The sequence below is a fragment of the Cellulomonas sp. CW35 genome, assembly GCF_052378485.1.
Classification (GTDB): Bacteria; Actinomycetota; Actinomycetes; order Actinomycetales; family Cellulomonadaceae; genus Cellulomonas; species Cellulomonas uda.
The window spans coordinates 3,170,301-3,195,374 of sequence record NZ_CP199000.1 but is presented as its reverse complement, the minus strand read 5'-3'; the positions used below and the strand labels follow the sequence as shown (position 1 = coordinate 3,195,374).

Genomic DNA, 25,074 nt, shown 5'->3' with positions numbered 1-25,074 from the left:
TGATGCGCTACCTCGACGACCCTGCCCGCGTCCTGCTGCTCACCGGCAAGGGTGGCGTCGGCAAGACGTCGCTGGCGTGCGCCTCTGCTGTCCGGCTTGCTGACCGTGGGCGGCGGGTCCTGCTGGTCTCGACCGACCCCGCGTCCAACGTCGGACAGGTCTTCGGCATCACGATCGGCAACCGCATCACGCCGGTCCCCGCCGTGCGCGGCCTCGATGCGCTGGAGATCGACCCGGCTCAGGCGGCGGAGGCCTACCGCGAGCGCATCATCGGCCCGGTGCGGGATCTCCTGCCGGCCAAGGAGATCGCCGAGATCACCGAGCAGCTGTCCGGCTCGTGCACGACGGAGGTCGCCTCGTTCAACGAGTTCACGTCGCTGCTCGCAGACCCCGAGACGACGGCCGCCTACGACCACGTCATCTTCGACACCGCGCCCACCGGTCACACCTTGCGGCTGCTGCAGCTGCCCGGTGACTGGACGACGTTCCTCGACGGTGGCAAGGGCGACGCCTCGTGCCTCGGTCCGCTGTCCGGCCTGGACCAGGCGCGCGCGGTGTACGCGGGCGCGGTGGAGGCGCTGACGGACCCGACGCGGACCGCACTGGTGCTCGTGGCTCGCCCGCAGCCGTCGAGCCTGGCCGAGGTCGCCCGCGCGGCAGAGGAGCTCGCCGCGATCGGCATCGCGCCCGCGGCGCTGGTGATCAACGCCGTCCTTCCCGTCGATGCGGCCGACGACGCGCTCGGTGCGGCGATCCGCGAGCGCGAGCAGGCGGCACTGGCCGAGATGCCCGCCGGTCTCAGGTCGATCCGGCGCGACGAGGTGAGCCTCAAGCCCGTGAACGCGACGGGGCTCGACGCGCTGCGCGCGCTGCTGGACGACGCACCCCAGGGGTCGGCGGACGAGACGTCCGACCTGGAGGACGTCGCGGCGCCGGGTCTCGACAGGCTGGTCGACGAGCTCGCCGCCACCGGCACGGGGCTCGTCATGACGATGGGGAAGGGCGGGGTCGGCAAGACCACCGTCGCCGCCGCGATCGCCGTGGCCCTCGCGGACCGAGGTCTGGACGTCCATCTCACGACGACGGACCCGGCGGGGCGCATCGACCCCGCGCTCGCCGAGGTCCCGGGCCTGCGCGTCTCACGGATCGACCCTGTGCAGGCCGTGGCGGACTACCGCGCTCGCGTGATGTCCACCAAGGGCAAGCGGCTCGACGACGCCGGGCGCGCTGTGCTCGCCGAGGACCTCATGAGCCCGTGCACCGAGGAGATCGCGGTGTTCGAGGCGTTCTCCCGGGTGGTGCACGAGTCGAGCAGACGCATCGTCGTGATGGATACCGCGCCCACCGGCCACACCCTGCTCCTGATGGACGCGACCGGGTCCTACCACCGAGAGATCGCACGTCACATGGCCGAGGGCGTCTCCTACACCACACCCCTGATGCGGTTGCAGAACCGGGACCACACCCGGGTCATCGTCGCGACCCTTCCGGAGATGACCCCGGTGCTGGAGGCCGAGGAGCTGGCCGCGGACCTCGAGCGGGCCGGGATCCATCCGTGGGCGTGGGTGGTCGACCAGTCGCTGGCTGCGGCCCGGCCGAGGAGCGCGCTGCTCCGCCGGCGCGCCCAGGCCGAGCGCCCTTACCTCGACCGGGTCGAGATGCTCGCGCCTCGCCACGCGGTGATCGCGCTCCAGGCGGCCGAGCCGGTCGATGTCGAGGGCCTCAGGGCGTTGGCGACGAGCTCATCGGTGCTCGGCTCGACCGCGACCGGCTGAGCCGCCGGCCTGCCCGATCCGACGATGACGAGGTCGCGCACGCTCGTCATGCGCTGACCGGTCGGACGCCGAGCTGGTCCAGCAGGCCCAGGACCCGCGTGCGGATCTCGTCACGGATGGGGCGGACGGCCTCGATACCCTGGCCGGCCGGGTCGTCGAGCTTCCAGTCCTCGTAGCGGACGCCGGGGAAGTAGGGGCAGGCGTCGCCGCAGCCCATGGTGACCACGACGTCGGAGGACTGCACGGCGTCGGCGGTGAGGATCTTGGGCTGCTCGGCAGCGATGTCGATGCCGACCTCCGCCATCGCAGCGACGGCGACGGGGTTGACCTGGTCGGCGGGCATCGAGCCGGCCGAGCGCACCTCGACGGCGCCGCCGGACAGTGCCGTGAGGAAGCCCGCGGCCATCTGGGAGCGGCCGGCGTTGTGCACGCAGACGAACAGGACGCTGGGGGAGTCGGTCGTGGTCACGGGTGTGCTCCTTCAGGGTGTGGTGGGTGTCGAGCTCGACGCCAGGGACTCGATGCGCTCGCGCAGGTGCTCGCGCAGGGGGCGGATGCCGTCGAGGTCCCAGCCTGCGGGGTCGGGCAGCGGCCAGGTCTCGTAGCGGACGCCGTCGACCTGCGGCAGGACGAGGGAGGGCTTGAGTGCGACGACGACGTCGGCGGCCTCGACGGCCTGGCGTGTCAGGCGCGTCGGGGTGCGGCCGGTCCAGTCGACGCCGACCTCGGCGAGCGAACCGATGACGACGTCGCTCACGTGGTCCTCGGGCTCCGTGCCGGCCGAGGCGACGCTCAGGCGACCGCCGCCGATGGCCTCGGCGAGCCCGGCGGCGAGCTGGGAGCGGCCGGCGTTGTGCACGCACACGAACAGCACGTTGATCATCGCGCCAGGACCGCCTTCGGCGGTGAGGCGTCGGCCGAGCGAGGGTGGGGCCGACGGCCGTTCGGAAGAGGTCACGCCGACATGTTGACCGGCGGCGTGCCACTCAGTCAAGATTGACTCAATGAACACTGAGTGGATGCGTCAGGTCGAGCGCCGAGCCGCGTTGCACGGGGCCCTGTCGGACCCCGGACGTCTCGCCGTCGTCGACCTGCTCTCCCGCGGCGACGCCTCTCCGTCGGAGCTCGCCGCCGAGCTGTCCATGCCCTCGAACCTGCTCGCGCACCACGTCAACGTCCTCGTCGAGCACGGCCTGGTCGAGCGCACCCGCTCCGAGGGCGACCGGCGCCGCACCTACCTGCGGCTCCTGTCGACCGAGCTCGGACCGTTCACCACCGCGCTCCCCAAGCCGCCGCGCGTGCTGTTCATCTGCACCGCGAACTCCGCCCGCTCCCACCTCGCCGTCGCCCTCTGGCGTCGCGCGAGCACCATCCCCGCCGTCTCCGCCGGCACGCACCCGGCCTCCGCCATCGCCCCTGGCGCGGTCGCGGCCGCCGGTCGTCACGACCTCGACCTGCGCGACCAGCACCCCCAGCACCTCGACTCCGTGCGACGCGAGGACGACCTCGTCATCACCGTGTGCGACCGCGCCCACGAAGAGGTCGGCCTGACCGCCGACGTCCACTGGTCCATCCCCGACCCGGTGCCCGCCGGCACCGACGACGCGTTCGACCTCGCCGTCGCCGAGCTCGGTCGCAGGGTCGGCGACCTCGCACCACGCCTCGTCATGTCCTGACCCTCAGGAGGTGCGGCGACGTCCAGCACGCGCCCCGCCCTGACCGTCGACCAGCAGGACGCACTGCTGGCCGCACCCGTGCGCCGCCAGCGGGAGCAGGCGGCTTCGTCGTGCGCCCGGGCGGGGAGAATGGCGGCATGTCCTCGAAGCCTCGGTCCGTCCTCGGTCGCGTCCTGCGGGACCGGCAGGTGCTGTCCGCGCTCGCCGCGGGTCTGGTCATCGGTGTCGCCGCCGTGTTCTCGGCGCCTCGCTACCCGTGGCCGTTCGCGCTGATCGGCGTCGTGTGGCTCGTCGCGACCGTCGTGCGCGTGCGCGCGGCGGCCGTGGCGGCGCGAGTCGAACCGCCGGCCGCGCCGCCCGCCGAGTCGCCCGCTGAGCCGCCCGCCCAGCCGGAGGCGACGGCGGACGAGGGGCGCGCGCCGCAGGCGTGAGACTTCGCCCGCTGCGGGGGTGGTGAGCCCACCCGCGCGGTGGTGCCATGGAGGGGTGAGCGTGCCCACGGGTCCGCCGGCGACGCCCGACCAGGTCGTGGCGCAGGTCGAGGCGCTGCGCGCGCAGGTCCGGGCGGCGGTCCCGCCCCGCACGGACGACAACCTGCTGATCGGCACGTGGAACCTGCGCGCGTTCGGTGACGTGAGCCCCACGTGGGCCGCCGGACCGCGCACGTCCCCCAAGCGGGACTGGACGGCGGTCGCGCTGGTCGCGGCGGTCGTCGAGCAGCTGGACGTCGTGGCGCTGCAGGAGGGTGCGTCGCTCGACCGGGGCGCTGCGGTTCCTGCGCTCACGGCTCGGGCCGACGTGGCGCGTGCTCGCGTCCGACGTCACGGAGGGCAGCGCCGGCAACGGGGAGCGGCTCGCGTTCCTGTACGACTCGTCGCGAGTCGAGCCCTCGGGGCTCGTGGGGGAGATCGTGCTCCCGCCGGTCGCGGGGCGGGCCGCCGACCAGTTCGCGCGCACCCCGTACGCGGTGGGGTTCGAGCGGGTGCGGGCCGCGGAGGACGCGCGGGAGCCGGTGTCGTTCGTCCTGACGACCGTGCACGTGCTGTGGGGGACGCCCGCCGCGCGCGTGGTGGAGATCGAGCAGTTCGCGCAGTGGATGCGCCGGTGGGCGGACCGTGAGGACGACTGGAGCTCGAACCTGCTGGTGCTCGGGGACTTCAACCTCGACCGCCTGGGCAACCCGCTGTACGAGGCGTTCGTCTCGACGGGTCTGTGGGCGCCGAGCGAGCTGGACCAGGTGCCGCGCACCATCTTCGACGACGACAACGACCGGCACTTCTACGACCAGGTCGCGTGGTTCTCGGAGCCGACGGGCGCGTCGCTGCTCGAGGGGCTGACGTACACGCGCCGCGCGGGCGGGTTCGACTTCCTCCCGCACGTGTTCCCTGGCCTGTCGCGCACCGAGGTGTCGTGGCGCGTGAGCGACCACTACCCGCTGTGGGTCGAGTTCGCGGTCGCCTGACGCGGGGCCGGCGGCCGCTCGCTACAGGACCGTCGGGCAGGGGCCGACGACGACGGGCTCGCCGATCGGGCAGCCCGCCGCGCCCGTGCGCGCGCCGCTGGAGAAGCGGTGGGCCACGACCATGCCGGGCATGCGCGAGTCGGACGCGAGCACGACGACCGCGTGGTCGGCGCCGAGCGACGCCGCGGTGTCGTCCGGCGGGACGGCGCCGAGCCCGGGCAGGTGCGCCGCGGCGTCGTCGTCGAGCGGGACGACCCAGCCGATCGCGGCGCGCAGCCCGATGCCGTCCGCGACCCACCGCTCCGCGAGGCCGAGGGCCTCGTCGTTGTCGGCGTGGAACCACTTGACGTGCACGTTGGTGCCGTCGTCGCGCAGCGCGAACGGCGCGGGCCCGTCGGAGATCGCGTGCGTGAGGCCGCGGTCGAGCGCGCGCAGCGCGAGGTTCTGGGCGTCGACGGACGGCACGTACGGCAGCTCGCCGGGCGTGCGGTAGCGCACGACGGGTTCGTCGGGGAGCTCGGCCGCGCCGCGGGCGTGGGTCGCGCGGCGTCCGCGCGGGGCGGTGTCGGGCGCCGGCTCGACGGGGTGGTCCGGGGCGGCGTACGCGTGCTCGGGCTCCCATGCGTGCTCGTCGGGGACGGGCGGGCGCGGCGCGGGGACGTGGTCTCGCACGTGGTCCTGCACGTCGACGGCGGGCTCGTGCGGCTCGGGGGCGGCGGGCGCGGCCTCGGCCGCGGCGAGGTGCGAGGCGGCGGCGCTCACGTAGCGCTCGAGCCACGCGGCGTCGCCCTCGACCTCGGTCGGGTCGGGCTGGGCCGGGTCGGTGGGCCCGTGACCGCCCGCCGCGCGCTCGTCGGCGCGCGCGGCGCCGTCGGCCCAGCGGCGCCGGACGTCGGCGAACGGGACCACCGCGGCCGACCCGTCGGTGGACAGCAGCGCGGGCGAGGCCGACGGCCCGTCGACGTGCAGGACCCACCGCGCGGCGGGCGCGGACGCACGGATGAGGTCGCCCACGCCGACCGCGATGGACGTGATCATCGGGCTCGGGTCGGGCCGCTGCCCCGCGGGCGTCGTGACCCACGCCGCGTGCGCGGCCTGCAGCAGGTCACCGAGGCCCTCGACCGTCGCGACGGGCGCGCCGCTCGCGGCGAGGTGGCCGCGCAGCCGGTCGAGGTGTCCGCGCTCGTCGGCGGTGAGCTCCCGCATCCCGGCGGCGGCGAGCGCGGCAGCACCCGCCGCGGGGATGGCGGAGGCTTCGGTCATGCCGATGCCATCGGCGTGCGACCTGTGCCGCTTGAGCGGACCGGGGCCGATGTGCGCGAGTTGCACCCGGACGGGTCGCACGGGCCGGGTGGTCCGTGCGTTGCGTCCGGTTCCTCCACCCGGCACACTCGCCCGATGGCCTCCGGGACCTCACGCCGCACGGCCCACCGCACGGCCCGACGCACGGCCCGCCGGGTGGCGGTGGCGGGCGCCGTCGTGCTGTGCGTCCTCGCCGGTGCCGCCGTCGGGGTCGGCGTGCTGGACGGGCGCCGGGACGCGGCCGCGGCGGACGCGCAGGCGAGCGCGTCCGCGAGCGTCGCGGCGCAGGCGCTCGCCGACGACGCGGCCGCGCGCGAGGTGGCGGCCGCACGCGCGTCGGCCTCGCTCGCGGCGACGACCCGGCAGGAGGCCCGGTCCGCGCTGCTCGCCGCGGTCGAGGACGGCGGTGCGACGCTCGACGCGACCGACGGCGAGGTGGCCGACGACGCGGTGCGCGACGCGCTCGCGCAGGTGCTGCAGCGCGCCAAGCACGCGCTCGAGTCCACGCCGCAGGACGCGGAGGCGGGCGAGGGCGGCTCGGCGGGCGGGGGCGGGCCGGCGGGAGAGGGCGGGTCGGTCGCCGCGCTGCGCACGCTCGCGGCCGAGGTCGTCGCAGCCCGCGCCGCGGTCGCCGCGTCCCACGAGGAGTGGGTGGCCGAGCGCGAGGCGCGGGCCCGCGAGGCCGCCCGCACGCCCGCGCCACCACCGGCCGGCCGCGACCCCGGCGGGTCCGACGACGACCGGTGCCGCACCACGTACGACGGCCCGCCGTTCTACACGTCGCCGCCGACGAAGGGCGGCGACGGCTCCAACGGCAGGCTGCCGGGGTCGATGCTCGCGGCCACGTCCTGGGGCGTGGACCCGAAGGGCACGCGGTACTACCTGCGCACCGAGGCGACCGCGGCCCTCGAGCGGCTCAACGTCGCGTTCCGCGCGGAGTTCGGGCACGACCTCGACCTGGACCTCACGTACCGGGACTACGCGACGCAGGTCGCGATGCGCGAGGCGCTCGGCTCGATCGCGGCCCGGCCCGGGACGTCGAAGCACGGCACGGGGTACGCACTCGACGTACCCGAGCTGCCGTGCGAGTACGGGTACGGCACACCGCAGCACACGTGGCTCGTGGGCACGGGGCCGTCGTTCGGCTGGGTGCAGCCGTCGTGGGCGCGCCAGGGCGGGAGCAACCCCGAGTACTGGCACTTCGAGTACGTGGGCTGAGCCTCAGCCCTCGTCGTCGGCCTCGCTCGCCGGCTTGCGCGCGCGGGACGGCTGCACGCGCGGCGGCTCGCCGGGCATCTTCGGGTACTCCGGCGGGTACGGCAGGTCCCCGTGCCCCTCGTCGTGCTCCTGGCGCTGCGCGAGCTCGAGCAGCGAGTCGATCGAGAACCGCCCGGGGGCGTGCGCCGCGAGGGGCGCGAACAGGTCGCCCACGGCGGCGAACCGCGCGGGCATCGTCGTCACGTCGAAGTCGTCGGGGTGCACGTCCGCGACCTCGTCCCAGGTGAGCGGCGCCGAGACCGTGGCGCGCGCGTTCGTGCGCACCGAGTACGCCGACGCGATCGTGCGGTCGCGGGCCATCTGGTTGTAGTCGACGAAGATCTTGGCGCCGCGCTCCTCCTTCCACCACTTCATCGTGACCTCGCCGGGCAGGCGGCGTTCCAGCTCGCGGCCGAACGCGATCGTCGCGCGGCGGGCCTCGACGAACGTCCAGCGCGGCTCGATCGGCACGAACACGTGGATGCCGCGCCCGCCGGACGTCTTGGGCCAGCCCTCGAGGCCGTGCTCGGCGAGCAGCTCGCGCACGTGCGGGGCGACGCGCGCCGCGTCGGAGAAGTCGGTGCCGGGCTGCGGGTCGAGGTCGATGCGCAGCTGGTCGGGACGCTCGACGTCCTGCGACGTGACGGGCCACGGGTGGAACGTGAGCGTGCCGAGGTTCGCGGCCCACGCGACGACGGCGAGCTCGCCGGGCGCCACCTCGTCGGCCGTACGGCCCGACGGGAACGCGATCCGGGCGGTGCGCACGTAGTCGGGCGCGCCCGCCGGGACGCGCTTCTGGTAGAACGCGTCGCCCGACGAGTCCGCGCGCGTCGCGAGCTTCGCACCCTCGAACACGCCCTTGGGCCAGCGCTCGAGCGTCGTCGGACGGTCGAGCAGCGCGCCGAGGATCCCGTCCCCGACCTGGACGAAGTACTGCACGACGTCGAGCTTCGTCAGCCCGCGCGCCGGGAAGTAGATCCGGTCCGGGCTCGACACGCGCACGGTCCGGCCACGGACGTCGATCTCGGTCGCGGGAGTCTTGGACGGCATGTCCACAACCTAGGTGTCCCAGGTGACGCGCGTCACTCGGTGATGGCACGATGCCCGCGTGCCCACCACGCAGACCCCCGCGTCCGGGATCCCGCGTGTCCACGATCGGGACGTTCGACCGGCGGAACCGCGGATCGTCGTGCACCCTGTTGGCGTGGGCGAGGTGAGGGACATCCGGAGCGCGGCGAGCGTGCGTCTGCGCGCGCCCGAGGTACACGACGAGCTCGTGCTCACGGCGACCCCCTCGGCGCCCCGGACCGCGCGGCACTGGGTCATGCAGATCGCGGCGGACGCGGGCATCGGCGGCGCCGCGAACCAGGTCGCGGAGCTGCTGACGGGAGAGGTCGTCGCGAACACCGTGGTGCACGGTCCGCACGACAGCGACGTGGTGGTGCGCGTGACCGTGACCGCCGGCGTCCTGCACGTCGAGGTCACGGACCACGGCGGCGGCACACCCCACCTGCGCCGCACCGAGCCGACCGCGCCCAACGGGCGTGGCCTGGCGATCGTCGACGCGCTGTCGTCCGCGTGGGGCACCACGCACGAGCCCGGCCGGACCGTCGTCTGGTTCGAGGTCGACGACTCCTGACCCTCGGACGGCGTGCCGCAGCGGGTCGGCTCGACGGCGGCCGATCGGTGCCCGAGGCATCCTCATGGGAGGATCGGGGCCATCCCCCGCAGGTCGCGCGAGGTTTTCGCCTGCTCCGGCGCGCGCGCGGAACCGGACATTCGCGTAGTTTCGCCAGCGGGGGGCCGACGAGGAGGGACCACCGATGAGCGACACCGACAGCACCACCCGGATCGCGCGGCTGCCGCAGGTCACCGCGGAGGTGCGGGACGACGGCACCGGGCAGATCTCGGTCGACGGGGTGATCGAGCGCATCCGCATGGCCAACCTCCAGGAGGCGGGCGCGGCGATCACCGAGCGGATCGCCGCGATCGCCGGTGAGGTGGGTGCGCCCGTCCCCGTCCAGGTCCGCGACCCCGACGGCATGTGGTCGCTGCTGATCCACCCGGACGGCCTGGTGGACGAGGCTCCGGCGAACGACGCGGCGGGTGCCGCGACCGCGGAGGCCGCCACGGTCGCCGAGGCCGCGCTCGCGGCCGCCGACGGAGTCGAGGTCCCCGCGCCGGCTGCGGTTCCGGGATCCGGTGCGAGCGCGCTCGACGCCGAGCTCGCCGGGCCCGCCGCGGCCGCGTCCCTCCCGGGTGCCGCCACGACCACCACCGGCGCGCCGTCGCCGAGCGCAGGGTCCTCGACGAGCGCAGCCTCCCCGACGAGCACCGGGTTCCCGACGAGCGCAGGGTCCCCGACGGGCGCAGGGTCCTCGACGAGCGCAGGCTCGACGAGCGCGGACCCGGCGAGCCCGGCAGCCTCCGCCGCGGGCGCGACGAGCGTCGACACGCCGCCGCGCGAGGCCGAGCGCACCTCCGCGACGCTGCCCACGCTCGACGACCTGCTCGCCAAGCGGCACCAGGCCTCGACGGGTCCCGCGGAGCAGGGCTGGCGCGCCGGCCTGCGGCGCGCGACGTTCGGTGGCGTCAAGCTCGGCCCGGGGCGCGCGGAGCAGCAGCGCCGCGTGCAGACCGCCGCGGTGCGGCGCACGTTCGACGGCCCGCGCACGGTCGTCGTGCTCAACCCCAAGGGCGGCGCCCACAAGACGACCGCGACCATGCTGCTCGCCGCGACGTTCGGCCTGCAGCGCGGCGGCTACACGCTCGCGTGGGACAACAACGAGACCCGCGGCACGCTCGGCTGGCGCTCGGCGCACACCGACCACCAGCACACCGCGGTCGACCTGCTGCAGGCGCTGCCGTCCCTCGGTGGTGCGGCGACGGTCCGGGTGGGCGACCTCGACGGGTACGTGCGCACGCAGACGGACGAGCAGTTCGACGTGCTCGCGTCCGACGAGAGCGCCGGGTCGGCGTCGTCGATGGACGCGGCGTCGTTCGCCGCGCTGCACCGGGTCCTGTCGCGGTTCTACCGCGTGCTGGTGATCGACACGGGCAACAACATGCGGGCGTCGAACTGGCAGGCGGCGATCGACGCGGCCGACCAGGTGGTCGTCGTCTCGACGATCCGCGAGGACACCGCGCAGTCCGCCGCGTGGGCGCTCGACGCGCTGCGTGCGACGGGCAACGACGACGCGGTGCGCCGCGCGGTGACGATCCTGTCCGCGCCGGACCGCAAGATCGACAAGGACCTGCGCAAGCGGCTGCGCAGCCACTTCGGGGCGCTGACGCGCGCGGTCGTGGAGGTCCCGTACGACCCGTCGCTCGTGTCCGGCGGGCCGATCGCGTACGAGTCGCTGCGTCCCGCGACGCGTGACGCGTGGCTGCGCGCGACCGCGATCGTCGCCGACGGTCTCTGACCGGCGGCCGTGCGCGTCGTCGGGCGTGCGGCCGGACGAGGAGTCTGCGGCGAGGTGTGCAAGAAGCCTCGGTCTCGCGACATGGAGGGGTGCAGGGTGTGCCGTCGCGCGCCCCGCACTGCCGGTCGAGGACTGACGAGACGAGGTGCCCGTGTCACGCGACGAGCTGGCCGCCCTGGCCGACGTGCCCGAGAGGACGAGCCCCGTCGCGCTGCGCCTGCTGCCGCGCGACGAGGCCTGCGACGACGCGCCCGACGACGAGCGTGACGACGTGACCGACGACGACCACGACGAGCGCGACGAGGCGGCCGACGACGCGCACGCCGACGACGCGCACGCCGACGAGCTCTCGACCGACGCGCCCGACGACGCGACGCGCCCGGACCGCGGCGCCGACTGGTACACCGCGCTCGTGCGTGCGCACCAGCGCGACGTGTTCCGGTTCCTCGTGCGCCGCGCGGGCCAGGATGCCGACGACCTCACGGCCGACGTGCTGACGATCGCGTGGCGCCGCCGCGCCGACGTCCCCGAGGGTGCCGAGCTGCCCTGGCTCTACCGGACCGCGGGGTACGTGCTGGCCAACCACCGGCGCAAGGGCCGGCCCGTGCCGGTCGAGCACCTGCCGGAGACGGTCGACGACGACGACCCCGCGCTGCGCGCCGTGCACGACGAGCAGGTGCGCACCGCGCTCGCGGCGCTCAGCCCGCGCGACCGCAAGATCGTCCTGCTCAACGCGTGGGAGGGCCTGACGGGTCAGGCGCTCGCGGACGTGCTCGGGATCGGCCGGGGCGGTGCGGACGCCGCACTCAGCCGTGCCCGCTCGCGGCTCGCCGCGGCGTGGGCGGCCTCGTCGGACGACCAGGACTGAGCCGAGGACGAGCTGGGGACGGTGCGCCGCGCTCGTCGTGCAAGACGCGACGCGCCCCGCACACAGAGGGGGCAGGACGCGCGTCCGGCACGACGCGCAGGACCCTTTGGAGGAGCCGTGAGCACGCACGACGACGACCGTCCGGTCGACCCCGCGCTCGTCGACGACGCGCTGCGCCGCGTCACGGCGGCGGACCCCGCGGCGGGCGCGACGCTCGACACGGGACGCCTGCACGCGGCGCTCGCCGCGAGCACGGGCGTGCGGATGCCGGAGCATGACGAGCAGCCCGACGAGCAGCACGACGAGCAGCATGACGAGCTCGCCGCGGCGCGCGCCCGACGCCTGCGCCGCACCCGCTGGGTGGGGGCCGCGGCGGCGGTCGCCGCGTTCGCGGCCGTCGGTGGCGGCGGCTACGCGATCGGTGCGCAGGGCGGCTCGCCGCAGGTCGCGGCGGCGATCTCGCTGGACTCGTCGGCGGCGGGCGCGAGCGAGGAGGTCGACGGGGCCATGGATCCGGCGCACCCTGCGGAGGGGCCCTCGAGCGTAGGTTCGCTGCAGGTGCCCGCCGAGCTCCAGGGCGGGGACGATCGGATGATGCCCGCGTGGGGCTACGGCGGGCGGCAGGTGTTCCACGGCGAGGGCCTGTCGGACGCGACCGGCGAGCACGCCGCGTGGGCGTTCGACGCCGCGTCGGTGTACTCCGAGGCGACGCTGCGCGCGGCCGCGAAGGTGTTCGGCGTCTCCGGTGAGCTGAGCGACGAGTACGGCCTGACGATCGGCGCGCTCGACGGCTCGGCGCCCACCGTGAGCCTGAGCGCCGACGGCCTGGCGAGCATCGCCTACTACGACCCGACGCGTGACCCGTGGGGCTGCGAGCAGATCTCGATGCCCGACAAGCCGAACGGCGACGTCCCGGAGGGTGCGGCCGAGCCCGGGTCCACGGGCGGCGCGGACTGCGCGCAGGACGGCCCGTCGGCGAAGGACGCGACCGCGGCCGCCGAGGCCACGCTCGACGATCTCGGCCTCGACGCGGACGACTTCACGTTCGACGTGACGACCGACCAGGGTGCGGGCACCAACGTGCTCGCGACGCTCGTCGTCGACGGCCAGGCGACCCAGGCCGTGTGGAACTTCACGGTCATGGCGGACGGCGTGCAGTCGGCGTACGGCCCGCTCGCGCCGGTCGTCGAGCTCGGCGACTACGACGTGGTCAGCGCGGCCGACGCGGTCGAGCGGCTCAACGACCCGCGCTTCGCGGGCGGCTGGGGTGGGGTGTGGCCGCTCGCGGCCTCGGCCCGCGGGGGCGCGGTGCTCGAGAACAAGCTCGACACCGAGGCGGCGACGGCCGACGAGCCGACCGTGCCGGCGACGCCGCGCGCGGGCGACCCGATCGCGTGGCCCGTCACGCAGGTCGCGATCACGGACGCGCGGCTCGGTGTGGCGCTGCAGGTGCTCGAGGACGGCGCCTCGGTGCTCGTCCCGGCGTACGAGCTGTCCGACGGCTCGGGCGCCACGTGGAGCGTGATCGCCGTCGCGGACGACCAGCTCGACCTCACGCGCTAGGAGTCCGAGGGACACGTGCTCGTCGTCCGGACCGGGTGGGTACGTCCCCGGGACGGGCAGGGACGTGAGGCCGGTCGGTGCGCACCAGCACCGGCCGGCCTTCCGTCGTGCCGGGCGTGAGCTGCGGGTCTAGCGTGGGCGACGTGACCACGGCCCTGGTGGTGCTGCTCGTCGGCGTCCTGCTGTGCTTCTACGGCGTGCGCTCGGTCAACCTCGCGCTGCTCGCGGCGGGGTTCGCGATCGGGTACCTGGTCGCGGACGCGTTCGACGCGGACCCGTGGACCGCGCTGTGGGTGGGGCTGGGCTCCGCGGTCCTCGTGTGGCTCACGGTGTCGCTGGTCTTCCGGTTCGCGACGTTCGTCGTCGGGCTCGTCGCGGGGGCCGTGATCGGCGCGAAGCTGTGGTCCGCGTTGGCGGACCCGGGCACGAGCGCGCTCCTCGGCATCGTGCTCGTCGTCGTCACGGCGTTCGCGTGCGCGCTGCTCGCGGAGAAGTACGCGCGCCGCGCGCTGCTGTGGTGCACCGCGCTGGGCGGCGCGAGCGTCATCCTGTCCGGTGTCGCGGCGCTGTGGCCCGAGGGGCTCGGGTTCCTCGCGCACCCGGACGAGGGCTGGGAGCAGACCGTGATGCTCGTCGTGTGGCTCGCGGTCGCCGGCACCGGCTGGTACGTGCAGCGCCGGCTGTTCCGCGAGCGGCTCGGCCTGCCGCCGCAGCAGACGGCCGCCGCACCCCCGGCACCCGCCGCGTGACGCGGGGTCTGCTCCCGTGGGGGTGGTCTCCTCTACGGTGGCCCGGGTGAGGACCACGAACCGATGACGGACCGTCGACCGCTGCTGCTGCTGGACACCGCGTCGCTGTACTTCCGGGCGTACTTCGGCGTGCCCGAGTCCGTGGGGCGCGCGCCCGACGGCTCGCCGACGAACGCCGTGCGCGGCCTGCTCGACATGATCGCGCGGCTCGTCGTCGACCGGCGGCCCACGCGCCTCGTCGCGTGCTGGGACGACGACTGGCGTCCCGCGTTCCGGGTCGAGGCCATCGGCTCGTACAAGGCGCACCGCGTCGCGGCGCAGGTCCCGGCGCCGGGCGGCGGCACGACGAGCGTCGAGGAGGTCCCGGACACGCTCGCGCCCCAGGTGCCCGTGATCGCCGAGGTGCTCGCGGCGCTCGGGATCGCGCGGCTCGGCGCGCCGGGGTTCGAGGCCGACGACGTGATCGGCACGCTCGTCGCGCGCGAACGCGCCCGCCCCGCCGACGAGCGGGACCCCGTGGACGTCGTGACGGGCGACCGTGACCTGTTCCAGCTCGTCGACGACGAGACGCGCGTGCGCGTGCTCTACACCGTCAAGGGCATCAAGGACCTCGAGGTCGTCGACCTGGCGCGGCTGCGCGAGCGGTACGACGTGGACTCCGGCGCCGCGTACGCGGACATGGCGGCGCTGCGCGGCGACCCGTCGGACGGGCTGCCCGGTGTGCCGGGCATCGGGGAGAAGACCGCGGCCGCGCTCGTGCGGCGGTACGGCTCGCTCGACGGCGTGCTCGCGGCGCGCGACGCGGGCGACCGCGGCCTGACCGCGACGCAGCTGCGCCGGCTCACCGAGGCCGCCGACTACCTCGCGGTCGCGCCGCGCGTGGTGCGGGTCGCGCACGACGCACCCGTGCCGGACGTCGACGACCAGCTGCCCGCGACGCCCGCGGACCCCGACGCGCTCGTCGCGCTCGCGGAGCGGTGGGGGATCGCGTCGTCGATCACGCGCGTCGTGACGGCGCTCGCCGGCTGACCCGGCGCACGCGTCGGCGTCGCGTCAGTCGCGCACCCAGAGGTTCGGGGCGAGCTGCGCCCAGCTGGCGTCGGTCGGCCCCGCACCCTGCGCGGCGAGCCACACCACGTCGCGGCCGTCCACGTCCGCCGTGGTGAGCGCGAGGTGTGTCGTCGGGCGTGCGCAGGACTGCCCGGGCACGTCGCCCTCGACGACCGTCAGCAGGCACACCGCACCGCCCGCCGTCAGGCCCACGTAGTGCTCGCCCCACGCGGACGTGCCCAGCCGGCGCGTCGTCGTGGTGACGACGTCGATCAGGTCGAGGTCCGCGTCGGCGATCCGGTCCGCGGCCGTCTGCTCCGCGGCGAGCGCGGGCACGAGGTCCGACGGTGCGGCGCTCACGTCGACGGGCGAACGCCGGGCGGCGTCGAGCCAGACGACACCCACCACCAGCAGGGCGATCGCGAGCAGGAACGCGGCGGCTCCCCAGGCGCGCGAGCGTCGGCGGGGCGCAGCGGCCGCGCCACCGAAGTCGCCGAACGCCTCGCCGAGGTCGAGGTCCTCGAACGTGGTCATGCCCCGTCATCGGCACGGCCGGGACGTGACATGAGACACATGCACCGAGTTGCTCCGCGCGGCTGCCAGCCTCCGGCGGACACACGGACGGGGTGCCGCAGCGGGCCGGAGCCCGCCGCGACACCCCGTCGCGGTCCGCGTCGTCGACTCAGGCCGACGCGCGGGTGAGGGTCAGCGCGTGACCGTGAGCGTCGCCGTCTTCCACGAGCTGCCGGTGTAGCCCGAGCCCGCGTAGGACGCCGTGAGCGAGTGCTTGCCCACCGCCAGCGTCTTCGGCAGCGTGATCGTGACCTTGCCGGTCGTGCCGGAGACCTTGAGCGTCCCCGACGCGATCACTTTGCCGTTCTCCTTGATGACCACCTTGCCGGTCGGCGGCTTCGAGGTGCTCTTGACCGTGACGACCGCCTTCGCGGAGGTGCCCTTCTTCACGGTCGTCGGCGACAGCGTCAGCGAGGTCGTGGTCGCGGACTTCGTGACCTTGACCGCCGCGGAGCCGGACGAGCCGTACGCCGTCGGGCTCGTCGGCGTGAAGACCGCCTTGTAGGAGTGCGACCCGAGGGTCACCGCGACCTGCTTGGTGGCCTTGCCGCTCGAGACTGTCACCTTGCCGAGCGACGTGCGGCCGTCGAAGAACTCGACCTTGCCCGCCGCCGCGGGGGAGACCGTCGCGGTGAGCGTGGCCTTGTCCGCGTGCGTCTTGCCCGGCGTGAACGCCAGCTTCGTCGCCGTGCGGACCGGGACGCTGACGTCCACGACCTGCGCGCGCGCCGAGCCCGCGTTGTGGTGCTGCAGGACGAGCAGCTTGCCGGACTTCGCGGTCGCCGAGCGGTGCACCGGGATCGAGACGCCGTCGTCGCCGACGGACAGGACGAAGTCCTGCGTCTCGAACCAGAACGGCGCGTCGAACGGCGACACCGTGAACGGCGCGACCGAGTCGACGACCTCGTCGCGGGCGTACGGCGAGTACGTCCACACCTGGACGGTCGGCGTCGCACCGGACTCGATGCCCGCGTACTCCAGACCGATCGGCGCGACGACCACGTTGCTGTCGAACAGCCCGGTGTCGGCACCGGTCACGCCGTTGGCGTACTGCACGTCGACCGGCCCGTCGGACGGGTCCGCGTGCAGGTCGTACGTGAGCACGACCGTGACGTCGACCTCCGGGTCGTACTTCGTGACGATCGACTGCAGGTCCGCCTCGCCGTCACCGTCGATGTCGGTGTCGATCACCGGGATCATCGTGGTGCCGATCGAGGCCCAGTCGCCGTCCGTCGCGATGCCGATGTTGAGCGTCGCGTAGTCGCTCGGGATGCCGAGCGACTCGAAGTACTGCGCGTTCGACGACCAGCCGACGTACCGCAGGTCGCCCGACGCGATCGCCGACGCCGAGGTCGTCAGCGACGCGTCCCGCTCGAGGCGGGGGCTCGTGCGCGCCAGGATCAGCGGCGACGTGAGCGACGTCCAGCCGCCCGCGTCGACGCCGCGGCCCGAGAGCCCCAGCTCCGCGGACGACGAGCCGTCGGTGAACGTGACCTTCGACGCCGACAGGTCGGCGACGAGGCGCGGCGCGGCCTGGACGGGCACGCGCAGCTCCTGGTCGTCGTCCGTGGAGGTCAGGACGACACGGCCCGAGAGGGTCGTGACGTACTCGCGCTCCTCGCCGAACTGGGTGGCCTCCTGCGTCGGGTCGATCTCGCGCTCGAGCGTGCTCGGGTCGGCCGTGAGGGTCAGCGTGACCGTCGCCGCCTTGCCGCCCGCAGGCACCGTGACCTGCGCGGGCGAGACGGTGACCGACGCGCCGCCCGCCGTGGACGCCGCGACGAACGCGGTGTCGTACGTGCGTGCCGTGGTGCCGTAGTTGGCGACCTTGAGCGTGGCCTTGCGGGTCACGACCTCGTCCGCCACGTCGACGACGCCGAACGACACCGACACGAGGTTCGCGTCGTCGGAGTTGTACGCGATGACGTCCGTGCTGACCGCGGCCAGCGCGTCCACGCGGCCGGAGCCGACGCGCTCGGGGCCGTAGGCGATCCCGCCGCCGTCGGCCTCGGTCGTCACGTCGTGCGTCGCGGTGTTCATGACCGCCGCCTTGACCTGCGCAGCGGTCCAGCCCGGGTGCTCCGCGCGGACCAGCGCCGCGATGCCCGCGACGTGCGGGGTCGCCATCGACGTGCCCGAGAGCACGTGACCGGCGGCGCCGCCGCCGGACGCGGCCGACAGGATGCCCGTGCCGGGCGCCGCGACGTCCGGCTTCACGATGCCGAGCGAGCCGTGCACACCGCGCGACGAGCTCGAGTTGAGCAGGTCGGCAGCACCGTCCTGCGCGCCACGCATCGCGAGGCCCGGACCGATGGTGAGCGTGAGCGTGCCCGCCTCGATCTCGGGCAGGAGCGCCTCCGTCGTCGTCCGCGTCATCTGGAAGCCGGGGATCGCCGCGTTGCCCGAGATGCCCGCGGAGAAGACCGCGACGTCCGTGGGCAGCACGACGCCCACGGCACCCGCGGCCGTCGCGTTGTTGAAGCGGGCGACCGAGCCGCACACACGCGCCGGCGTCTCGTCCCACCACAGGTACGCGATCTTGCCCGCGACCGCGGCGGCCTGCTCGGTCGTGAACGCCGAGCACCCGTCGAACGTCTCACCCAGCGACACGACCGGCGCGGTGACGTCCGCACCCGCGTACGCGACCGAGTTCTGGCCCGCGAACGTCCGGCTCTCCAGCGCGGCGTCCGACGCGTCCTCGACGCGCGCGGCGTCCAGGACCGGCGCGGCCACCGAGTTGGCGACCGTCAGCGCGCTCGCCGCGTTGCCCGGCGCACCGCCGACGTCGGTGATGTCGCCCGCGTTGCCCGACGCGACCGCGACGACCACGCCGAGGTTCGTCAGACGGTCGACCAGCACGTTGTCCGGGTCGTCCGCGGGGGAGCCGTCCGAGCCGAGCGACATGTTGACCACGTCGACGTGGTCGGACAGGTCACCGTCGCCGTTCGGGTCCGCCGCGCGGTCGAGCGCGAGGGCGGTGACGTCGGTCGAGCCGCCGATGTCGCCGAACACCTTGAACGCCCAGATCGAGGCATGCGGCGCCGAGCCCGGGCCGACCTTCCAGTCCGAGAGGTCCGTGAGCTCGGAGTAGTCACCCTCGAACGTCTCACCGGCCGCGTCGACCCCGTAGCCCGCGGCCGTGCCGGCGACGTGCGTGCCGTGGCCCGAGTTCGGGGAGGTCGACAGCGAGTCGATCGGGTTCTCGTCGGGCGCCGGGACGTCCGTCGAGCCCGGCTCCTCGAGGCTCGCGTCGTAGTCCGGGCCGACGAAGTCGTACCCGCCCGCGTACTTGGCCGCGTCGAACCACGACGGGTCGACCGGCTGCGTGCCGTCCTCGCCGTACGCCTCGTCGTACGCGTCCTGCGTGCCCGCACCGCCGAACGCGGCATGCGTGTAGTCCAGGCCCGTGTCGATGACGGCGATCGAGACGCCCTCACCCGTGTTGCCCGTGTCCTGCCAGGTCTGCAGCGCGCGCGTGAACGTGTCGCTGCCCGCGTTCATCGGCTTCTTCGTCGCGACGCGGTAGATCGCCGTGACCTTGTCCGACGAGGCGAGCGCCGCGATCTTCTCCGCGTCGCCCGTGACGAGCGTGCCCGCCATGAGATTGGTGACCGTGCCGAGCCGCTTGGGGGTGGCCGAGTCCGCGTTCTTCGCGGTGAGCTCGGCGGGGACGACGTCCTGCGCGAGCGCCTCGGTCGTCTCGGCGGCGTCGAGGACCGCGTCGGCACCCTGGGCCGCGACCTCGACGCCCGTGGCCGTGTCGAGCTCGACGAGCGCCGTGATCCGGCCGTCGTCGGCGGAGAACCCGATGGTCTTGCGCGCCTGGGCGAGGGTCGTCGAGACCCGGGACGCGTCCGGGCGGTCGGAGAGGTCCGGACCGGACGGCGTGGCCGTGGCGGACGTGGCGAGCAGCGCGCTCGTGAGCGCGACGGACACCGCTGTGGCTGAGGCGAGGACTGGTCGCCGGACTGGTCGTGACATGCGTGCCCCTTCGTGGATCTCTCGGGACGTCGGCGGTGCCGTGCCGGCCGTCATGGGCGGCACGGAGCAGACGTGCGGCGCACGTTACTGATCGGTAGAGCTCTCCGGGCGTTTGTAACCAGATCGAAACACTTGTGTCGCGACTGGGGGACATGCCCGGTACGCCGCGACCCGTGCGCGGGGCCGCCCGCCGGACGCCCACGGGCCGCCCGACCACGCGCTGGCCGCCGGTGCTCGCCGTGGACGCGCGGCGCGCGGGCCGGGCGCCGTGCCGGACAATGGCGCCGATGATCACCGTGAGCACCGACGGCTCCTGCCTGCGCAACCCCGGCGGCGCGATCGGCTGGGCGTGGGCCAACCACGACGGCACGAGCGCGAGCGGCGGCGCACCCTCCGGCACCAACCAGGTCGCCGAGCTCACGGCCGTGCTCGAGGCGGTCCTCGCGCACCCCGGCCCCGAGCCGCTGCGCATCGAGGCGGACTCGCAGTACGCGATCAAGTGCTCGTCGGAGTGGGTGCACGGCTGGCGCCGGCGCGGCTGGCGCACCGCGAGCGGCGGCCCGGTCCAGAACCTCGCGCTGGTCCAGGCGATCGACCAGGCGATCCGCGAGCGCACCGGTCCCGTCACGTTCTCGTGGGTGCGCGGCCACCGCGGCGACCGCTTCAACGAGCGCGCCGACGAGCTCGCGGGCATCGCCGCCCGCGCCGCCCGCGCCGGCACCCTCCCCCCACCCCCCACGCCCGCGCCCCCCACCCCCACCGTCGACTCCGAAGCCACCGCCCCCACCGTCGACTCCGAGGCCACCGCCCCCACCGTCGACGCCGCGGTTGTTCCGGGTCCGAGCGCGGATACCCGGAGCAACCCCGGTCTCGTCGGGAACCCACCTGCCGAGCCCGTGCTTGTTCCGGCTTCGGCGGCCGGGACCCGGAGCAACCCCGGTCTCGTCGGGATGGACCCGCTCTTCTAGTCCCGACCCCACCCCGACCCCACGGTCCTCGCCACTGAGGTCACCGACCCCACCCCCGTCGACCCCACAGTCACCGCCCCGTCGTCGACCCCGCGGTTGCTCCGGGTTCGAGCGTGGATACCCGGAGGGACCCCGGTCTCGTCGGGGACGCCACGGCCGAGGCCGTGCTTGTTCCGGCTTCGGCGGCCGGGACACGGAGCAACCCCGGTCTCGTCGGGATGGACCCGCTCTTCTGATCCCGACCCCGCCCCCAGCCGTCCGGACACGCGTGACCCCGCGGTTGCTCCGGGTCTCGTGGGGCAGAGCCGGAGCGACCGCGGGGTCGTCGTGCGGTGGTCCTGCGGGTCAGCGGCGGATCGTGACGGTGACCGTGCCGGTGGAGGGCGCGGTCGTCGCCGTGCCGGGGTACGTCGCGGTCAGAGTGTGCGACCCGGGCGCCAGGTCACGCAGCATGACCGTGGCCGTGCCGGTGAGCCGCCGGACCGACAGCTTCGCGGTGCCCAGCGTCGCCCCGCCCTCGGACAGGGTCACCGTGCCGGACGGTGCGGCGGTCGTCCCGACCACCGTGACGACCGCGGTGACCGGTCCGTGCGACCCGCCCCTGCCGCCGGCCGGCAGGGCCGACGAGCGGGACGAGCCGCCCGCGCCCAGCACCTTCACCGACGTCGTCGTCGCCGACCTCCCGACCGTCAACGCGGCGGGCGCCGACGTCGACGCGAGGTACGGCGCCCCGCGGTCGGGCACGAACGACGCGGTGAGCGAGTGCGCCCCCAGGCCGAGCCGGACCCGCGCGGTCGCCGTCCCGTGACGCACCCGCTCCACGGCGAGCAGCCGGGTGCCGTCGCGGAACGCGACCGACCCCGTCGCGGCCGACGGTGCGACCCTCGCGGTGAGGGTCGCCGTGGAGCCGTACGACGTGCCGCCGCTGACCGCAAGGGTCGTCGTCGTGCTCGTCGGGACCGTGACGTCGACGACCTGCGCGCGCTTGCCGTCGCGGTTGTGGTGCTGCAGCACCAGCAGCTCGCCGCTCGTCGCGTCGGCGGAGCGGTGCACCGGGATGCTCACCCCGCCCGCGCCGTTCGTCGAGACGAGGGACGACCGGTCGTTCTCGAACCAGAACGGCGGCGAGTACGGGTCGACCGTGAACGCCTCGGCCTCGTCGACCACCGAGTCGTCCCCGCCGTACGGCGAGTACGTCCACACGGTGACGGTCGGCGTGTCCCCGGGCGCGATGCCGGTCGCGCCGAGCGCGATCGGTGCGACCAGCACGTTCGAGTCGAACACGCCGGTGTCGACGTCGCCGAGCTCGGCGTTGACCGGCTGGACGTCGACCGCCGGAGCGCTCGCGGGCGCGTGCAGGTCGTACGTCGCGACGACGGTGAGGTCGATCGCGTCGTCGAGCTTCCACACGATCGACTCGAGGTCGAACCTGCCGTCCCCGTCGACGTCGATGTCGATCACGGGGAACACGCTGCGACCGAGCGAGGCCCAGTCGCCCTCGGTCGCGAGGCCGACGTCGAGCAGGCCGTACTCCTGCGGGTCGGCGCCGAGCGCCTCGACGTACGGCGCGGTGGACGACCAGCCGACGTAGCGGAGGTCACCGGACCGGACGGCCGACCGGGACGTGCCCAGCGTCGCCTCCCGCGGCAGACGCGGGCTGGTGGCGCCGAGGACCAGCGGTGTGGTCAGCGACTGCCACCCGCCGGAGGCGACACCGCGGCCCCGCAGCGCCAGGCCCGCGGTGTCCGCGGACCCCGTGAACGTGACGTCCTGGGCGCGCAGGTCGCTCACGAGCCGCGGCGCCGCCTGCACGGGGACGCGCAGCTCGTCGTCACCCGACCGCGAGTCGAGCACGAGCCGGCCCGTGAGCGCCGCGACGTACTCGCGGGGCAGCCCGCCCTGCTCGAGCGACGACGTCGGGTCGATGTCCCGCTCGAGCGTCGCCGGGTCCACCGACAGCGTGAGCGTGACCGTGGCCTTGCCGCCGCGCGGGACGGTGACGCGTGCGGGCGAGACCGTGATCGTCGCGCCGCCCGTGGTGGACGCGGCGGCGAACGACGCGTCGTAGCTCTGCGCGGACCGGCCGAAGTTGCGGACCGTGACCGTGGACTTGCGCGTGACCTTCGTGGCGCCCACGTCGACGACCCCGAACGCCACCGACGTGAGCGCCGGGTCCTTCGCGGCGTACGCGACGACGTCGGTCTCGACCGCGGCGAGCGCGTCGACCCGCCCGGCGCCCACGCGCTCCGGCCCGTAGGCCAGGCCGGCCCCGCCGGGCTCGGTCGTGACGTCGTGCGTCGCGGTGTTGACGATCGCGGCCTTCACCTCGGTCGGCGACCAGCGCGGGTGCGCGGCCCGGACGAGCGCGGCGATGCCCGCGACGTGCGGTGCGGCCATCGACGTGCCGGACAGCACGTGCCCCGCGGAGCCGCCGCCCGACGCGGCGGACAGGATGCCCGTGCCGGGCGCCGCGACGTCGGGCTTCACGACGCCGAGCGAACCGTGCACGCCGCGCGACGAGCCGTCGTTCAGCAGGTCCTGCGCACCGTCCAGGCTGCCGCTCATGGCGTGGCCGGGGCCGATCGAGAGCGTGAGCGTCCCCGCCTCGATCTCCGGCAGGAGCGCGTCGGTCGACTGCTGGGTGAGTTGCGCGCCCGGGATGGCCGCGTTGCCCGCGATGCCCGCGGCGAACACCGTGAGCTCGGTGGGCAGCACCACGCCGACCGCACCGGCGGTCGCCGCGTTGGTGAAGCGCGCCGCGGAGCCGCACCGGCGGGACGTGTCGTCGTCGTCCCACCACAGGTACGCGATCTTCCCGGCGACCGCAGCGGCCTGCGCGGCCGTGAACGCGGTGCACCCGTCGAACGTCGCGCCGAGGTACGCCACGGGCGCCTCGACGTCCGGACCCGCGTACGCGACCGAGTTCTGCGCGGGCAGCTCGTCGCCCACGAGCGCGTCGTCGGACGCCGCGGTGACCTTCACGGCGTCGAGCACGGGGGAGCCGACCGAGTTCGCGACGGTGAGGGCGCTCGCGGCGTTGCCCGGCGCGCCCCCGATGTCGGTGATGTCGCCGGCGTTGCCCGCGGAGTTGGTGACGAGCACGCCCAGCTTCGTGAGCTCGTCCACCAGCAGGCTGTCGGGGTCGTCGGCCGGGGCGCCGTCGCCGCCGAGCGACATGTTGACCACGTCGACCCGGTCGGACAGGTCGCCGTCGCCGTCCGGGTCCGCGGCGCGGTCGAGCGCGAGGCTCGTGAGGTCCGTGGACCCGCCGATGTCACCGAAGACCTTGAACGACCACAGCTGCGCGCGCGGGGCCGAGCCGGGGCCGACCTCCCAGTCGGACACGTCCGTCAGCGTGGCGTAGTCGCCGCGGAACGTGTCACCCGAGGCATCGACGCCGTAGCCCGCGGCGCTGCCCGCGACGTGCGTGCCGTGGCCGGAGTTGGGCGACGTGGCCAGCGCGTCGATCGGGTTCTCGTCGGGCGTCGGGACGTCCGTGGAGCCCGGCTCGTCGAGGCTCGCGTCGTACAGCGGCCCCGCGAAGTCGTAGCCGCCGGCGAACTTCGCCGCGTCGAACCACGCGGGGTCGACGGGCTGCGTGCCGTCCTCGCCGTACGCCTCCTCGTACGCCTCCTGGGTCCCGGCGCCGCCGAAGTCGGCGTGCGTGTAGTCCAGGCCCGTGTCGATGACCGCCAGGCTCACGCCCTCACCGGTCTGCCCGGTGTCCTGCCACGCCTGCAGCGCGCGGGTGAAGGCGACCGTGCTGGAGTTCGTCGTGCGCTTCTCCACCACCCGGTAGATGGCCGTGACCTGGTCCTTCGCGGCGAGCGCGCGGATCTTGGCGGCGTCGCCCGTGACGAGCGTCCCCGCGACGAGGTTGGTGAGCGTGCCGACGCGCTTGGGCGTCGCCGAGCGGGCGTTCCGCGCGGTCAGCTCGGCGGGGACGACGGCCTCGGCGACCGCCTGGGTCTGCGCGGCGGCGTCCTGCACGGCGTCCTTGCCCTGCGCGGCGACGTCCACCCCGGCGGGGGCGTCGAGCGTGACGAGCGCCGTGACCCGGCCCTCGGCGTCCGCGATGCCGACGGTCTTGCGTGCCTCGGCGAGGGACGCGTCGAGCCGTGACGGGTCGATGCGGTGGTCGGCCGGCGTGGGCGGCCCCGGTGGGGCGGCGGACGCGGAGGTCGCCAGGACACCGGTGGTGAGCGCGACGGACAGCGCGGTGGCTGCGGCGAGCGCGGGACGACGAGCTGGTGGACGTGACATGTGCACCCCTGGAGTCGTGGTTCTCACGGAGCGTCCCGCGTGATCGTCGGACCGGCGATCGTCCTCGTTCCCTCCTCGGCGGTCATGCAGCACGCCCGACGCACGTTACTTACCGGTACGTCCCGCGTCACCCGTTCGCTCCCCATTGCCCGACCTGCCGCCGGG

Annotated in this window: 19 protein-coding genes; 12 read left to right on the top strand and 7 right to left on the bottom strand. The window is 74.7% G+C overall.

The features are described from left to right. Positions 1-2 precede the first annotated feature (2 nt). A complete protein-coding gene (gene arsA, locus ACT17Q_RS14540) occupies positions 3-1,775 on the top strand; it encodes an arsenical pump-driving ATPase (RefSeq protein ID WP_268535155.1) in 1,773 nt (590 codons plus the stop codon). Between the two features lie 46 nt (positions 1,776-1,821). Here the strand turns inward: arsA and ACT17Q_RS14535 are convergent, their stop codons facing one another. After that, positions 1,822-2,181, bottom strand: coding sequence for an arsenate reductase ArsC (locus ACT17Q_RS14535; protein ID WP_444665404.1), 360 nt, complete (start codon positions 2,179-2,181; stop codon positions 1,822-1,824). 75 nt (positions 2,182-2,256) lie between these two features. Further along, a complete protein-coding gene (locus ACT17Q_RS14530; RefSeq protein WP_244937718.1) occupies positions 2,257-2,733 on the bottom strand; it encodes an arsenate-mycothiol transferase ArsC in 477 nt (158 codons plus the stop codon). 46 nt (positions 2,734-2,779) lie between these two features. On the opposite strand from ACT17Q_RS14530, the gene ACT17Q_RS14525 reads away from it, so the two are divergent. The 3 genes from ACT17Q_RS14525 to ACT17Q_RS14515 all read left to right on the top strand — a co-directional run bounded on the left by ACT17Q_RS14525 (position 2,780) and on the right by ACT17Q_RS14515 (position 4,913). Further along, the gene (locus ACT17Q_RS14525) at positions 2,780-3,451 is read left to right on the top strand and encodes an arsenate reductase/protein-tyrosine-phosphatase family protein (protein WP_444663301.1); all 672 of its coding nucleotides are present in this window, start codon (positions 2,780-2,782) and stop codon (positions 3,449-3,451) included. Between the two features lie 137 nt (positions 3,452-3,588). Then, positions 3,589-3,882 carry a hypothetical protein gene (locus ACT17Q_RS14520; protein ID WP_141320223.1) on the top strand — a complete coding sequence of 98 codons (294 nt, stop codon included), beginning with the start codon at positions 3,589-3,591 and terminating at the stop codon, positions 3,880-3,882. A gap of 314 nt (positions 3,883-4,196) precedes the next feature. Next, on the top strand, positions 4,197-4,913 hold the full coding sequence (locus ACT17Q_RS14515) for an endonuclease/exonuclease/phosphatase family protein (protein WP_444663299.1): 717 nt from the start codon (positions 4,197-4,199) through the stop codon (positions 4,911-4,913). A gap of 21 nt (positions 4,914-4,934) precedes the next feature. On the opposite strand, the gene ACT17Q_RS14510 is transcribed toward ACT17Q_RS14515, so the two are convergent. Further along, positions 4,935-6,176, bottom strand: coding sequence for a hypothetical protein (locus tag ACT17Q_RS14510; RefSeq protein WP_157732679.1), 1,242 nt, complete (start codon positions 6,174-6,176; stop codon positions 4,935-4,937). Positions 6,177-6,311: 135 nt separating this feature from the next. Between ACT17Q_RS14510 and ACT17Q_RS14505 the strand changes: the two genes are divergently transcribed. After that, complete coding sequence (locus ACT17Q_RS14505; protein WP_444663297.1) at positions 6,312-7,433, top strand: M15 family metallopeptidase; 1,122 nt, start codon at positions 6,312-6,314, stop codon at positions 7,431-7,433. Positions 7,434-7,436: 3 nt separating this feature from the next. Here ACT17Q_RS14505 and ligD read toward each other — a convergent pair whose 3' ends face one another. Beyond that, positions 7,437-8,522, bottom strand: a complete 1,086-nt coding sequence (gene ligD / locus ACT17Q_RS14500) for a non-homologous end-joining DNA ligase (protein ID WP_444663295.1) — start codon at positions 8,520-8,522, stop codon at positions 7,437-7,439. Positions 8,523-8,676: 154 nt separating this feature from the next. On the opposite strand from ligD, the gene ACT17Q_RS14495 reads away from it, so the two are divergent. The 6 genes from ACT17Q_RS14495 (at position 8,677) to ACT17Q_RS14470 (ending at position 15,103) form a co-directional block, all read left to right on the top strand. Continuing rightward, positions 8,677-9,111 (top strand): ATP-binding protein, encoded by a 435-nt coding sequence (locus ACT17Q_RS14495; protein ID WP_232514539.1) that lies wholly within the window; start codon positions 8,677-8,679, stop codon positions 9,109-9,111. 184 nt (positions 9,112-9,295) lie between these two features. Continuing rightward, a complete protein-coding gene (locus tag ACT17Q_RS14490) occupies positions 9,296-10,894 on the top strand; it encodes a MinD/ParA family ATP-binding protein (RefSeq protein ID WP_444663292.1) in 1,599 nt (532 codons plus the stop codon). 151 nt (positions 10,895-11,045) lie between these two features. Further along, positions 11,046-11,762, top strand: coding sequence for an RNA polymerase sigma factor (locus ACT17Q_RS14485; RefSeq protein WP_444663290.1), 717 nt, complete (start codon positions 11,046-11,048; stop codon positions 11,760-11,762). 117 nt (positions 11,763-11,879) lie between these two features. After that, complete coding sequence (locus tag ACT17Q_RS14480; protein WP_444663288.1) at positions 11,880-13,325, top strand: hypothetical protein; 1,446 nt, start codon at positions 11,880-11,882, stop codon at positions 13,323-13,325. A gap of 143 nt (positions 13,326-13,468) precedes the next feature. After that, positions 13,469-14,074 (top strand): DUF4203 domain-containing protein, encoded by a 606-nt coding sequence (locus ACT17Q_RS14475; protein ID WP_268534742.1) that lies wholly within the window; start codon positions 13,469-13,471, stop codon positions 14,072-14,074. 63 nt (positions 14,075-14,137) lie between these two features. Beyond that, positions 14,138-15,103, top strand: coding sequence for a 5'-3' exonuclease (locus ACT17Q_RS14470; protein WP_444663285.1), 966 nt, complete (start codon positions 14,138-14,140; stop codon positions 15,101-15,103). Positions 15,104-15,127: 24 nt separating this feature from the next. On the opposite strand, the gene ACT17Q_RS14465 is transcribed toward ACT17Q_RS14470, so the two are convergent. Both ACT17Q_RS14465 and ACT17Q_RS14460 read right to left on the bottom strand, forming a co-directional pair. Continuing rightward, on the bottom strand, positions 15,128-15,658 hold the full coding sequence (locus ACT17Q_RS14465; RefSeq protein ID WP_444663283.1) for a hypothetical protein: 531 nt from the start codon (positions 15,656-15,658) through the stop codon (positions 15,128-15,130). Between the two features lie 171 nt (positions 15,659-15,829). Next, complete coding sequence (locus ACT17Q_RS14460) at positions 15,830-19,678, bottom strand: S8 family serine peptidase (RefSeq protein ID WP_444663281.1); 3,849 nt, start codon at positions 19,676-19,678, stop codon at positions 15,830-15,832. 287 nt (positions 19,679-19,965) lie between these two features. On the opposite strand from ACT17Q_RS14460, the gene ACT17Q_RS14455 reads away from it, so the two are divergent. After that, positions 19,966-20,646 carry a ribonuclease H family protein gene (locus ACT17Q_RS14455; RefSeq protein WP_444663279.1) on the top strand — a complete coding sequence of 227 codons (681 nt, stop codon included), beginning with the start codon at positions 19,966-19,968 and terminating at the stop codon, positions 20,644-20,646. A 345-nt stretch (positions 20,647-20,991) separates the two neighbouring features. On the opposite strand, the gene ACT17Q_RS14450 is transcribed toward ACT17Q_RS14455, so the two are convergent. After that, complete coding sequence (locus ACT17Q_RS14450) at positions 20,992-24,909, bottom strand: S8 family serine peptidase (RefSeq protein ID WP_444663277.1); 3,918 nt, start codon at positions 24,907-24,909, stop codon at positions 20,992-20,994. Between the last annotated feature and the right edge of the window lie 165 nt (positions 24,910-25,074).

Excerpts from the sequence above, each read along its gene's own strand:
- ACT17Q_RS14455 (WP_444663279.1), top strand. The coding sequence starts at position 19,966 with ATGATCACCGTGAGCACCGACGGCTCCTGCCTGCGCAACCCCGGCGGC.
- ACT17Q_RS14490 (WP_444663292.1), top strand. The coding sequence starts at position 9,296 with ATGAGCGACACCGACAGCACCACCCGGATCGCGCGGCTGCCGCAGGTC.
- ACT17Q_RS14520 (WP_141320223.1), top strand. The coding sequence starts at position 3,589 with ATGTCCTCGAAGCCTCGGTCCGTCCTCGGTCGCGTCCTGCGGGACCGG.
- ACT17Q_RS14450 (WP_444663277.1), bottom strand. The coding sequence starts at position 24,909 with ATGTCACGTCCACCAGCTCGTCGTCCCGCGCTCGCCGCAGCCACCGCG.
- ACT17Q_RS14535 (WP_444665404.1), bottom strand. The coding sequence starts at position 2,181 with ATGGCCGCGGGCTTCCTCACGGCACTGTCCGGCGGCGCCGTCGAGGTG.
- arsA (WP_268535155.1), top strand. The coding sequence starts at position 3 with ATGCGCTACCTCGACGACCCTGCCCGCGTCCTGCTGCTCACCGGCAAG.
- ACT17Q_RS14510 (WP_157732679.1), bottom strand. The coding sequence starts at position 6,176 with ATGACCGAAGCCTCCGCCATCCCCGCGGCGGGTGCTGCCGCGCTCGCC.
- ACT17Q_RS14505 (WP_444663297.1), top strand. The coding sequence starts at position 6,312 with ATGGCCTCCGGGACCTCACGCCGCACGGCCCACCGCACGGCCCGACGC.
- ligD (WP_444663295.1), bottom strand. The coding sequence starts at position 8,522 with ATGCCGTCCAAGACTCCCGCGACCGAGATCGACGTCCGTGGCCGGACC.
- ACT17Q_RS14460 (WP_444663281.1), bottom strand. The coding sequence starts at position 19,678 with ATGTCACGACCAGTCCGGCGACCAGTCCTCGCCTCAGCCACAGCGGTG.
- ACT17Q_RS14470 (WP_444663285.1), top strand. The coding sequence starts at position 14,138 with ATGACGGACCGTCGACCGCTGCTGCTGCTGGACACCGCGTCGCTGTAC.
- ACT17Q_RS14525 (WP_444663301.1), top strand. The coding sequence starts at position 2,780 with ATGAACACTGAGTGGATGCGTCAGGTCGAGCGCCGAGCCGCGTTGCAC.
- ACT17Q_RS14465 (WP_444663283.1), bottom strand. The coding sequence starts at position 15,658 with ATGACCACGTTCGAGGACCTCGACCTCGGCGAGGCGTTCGGCGACTTC.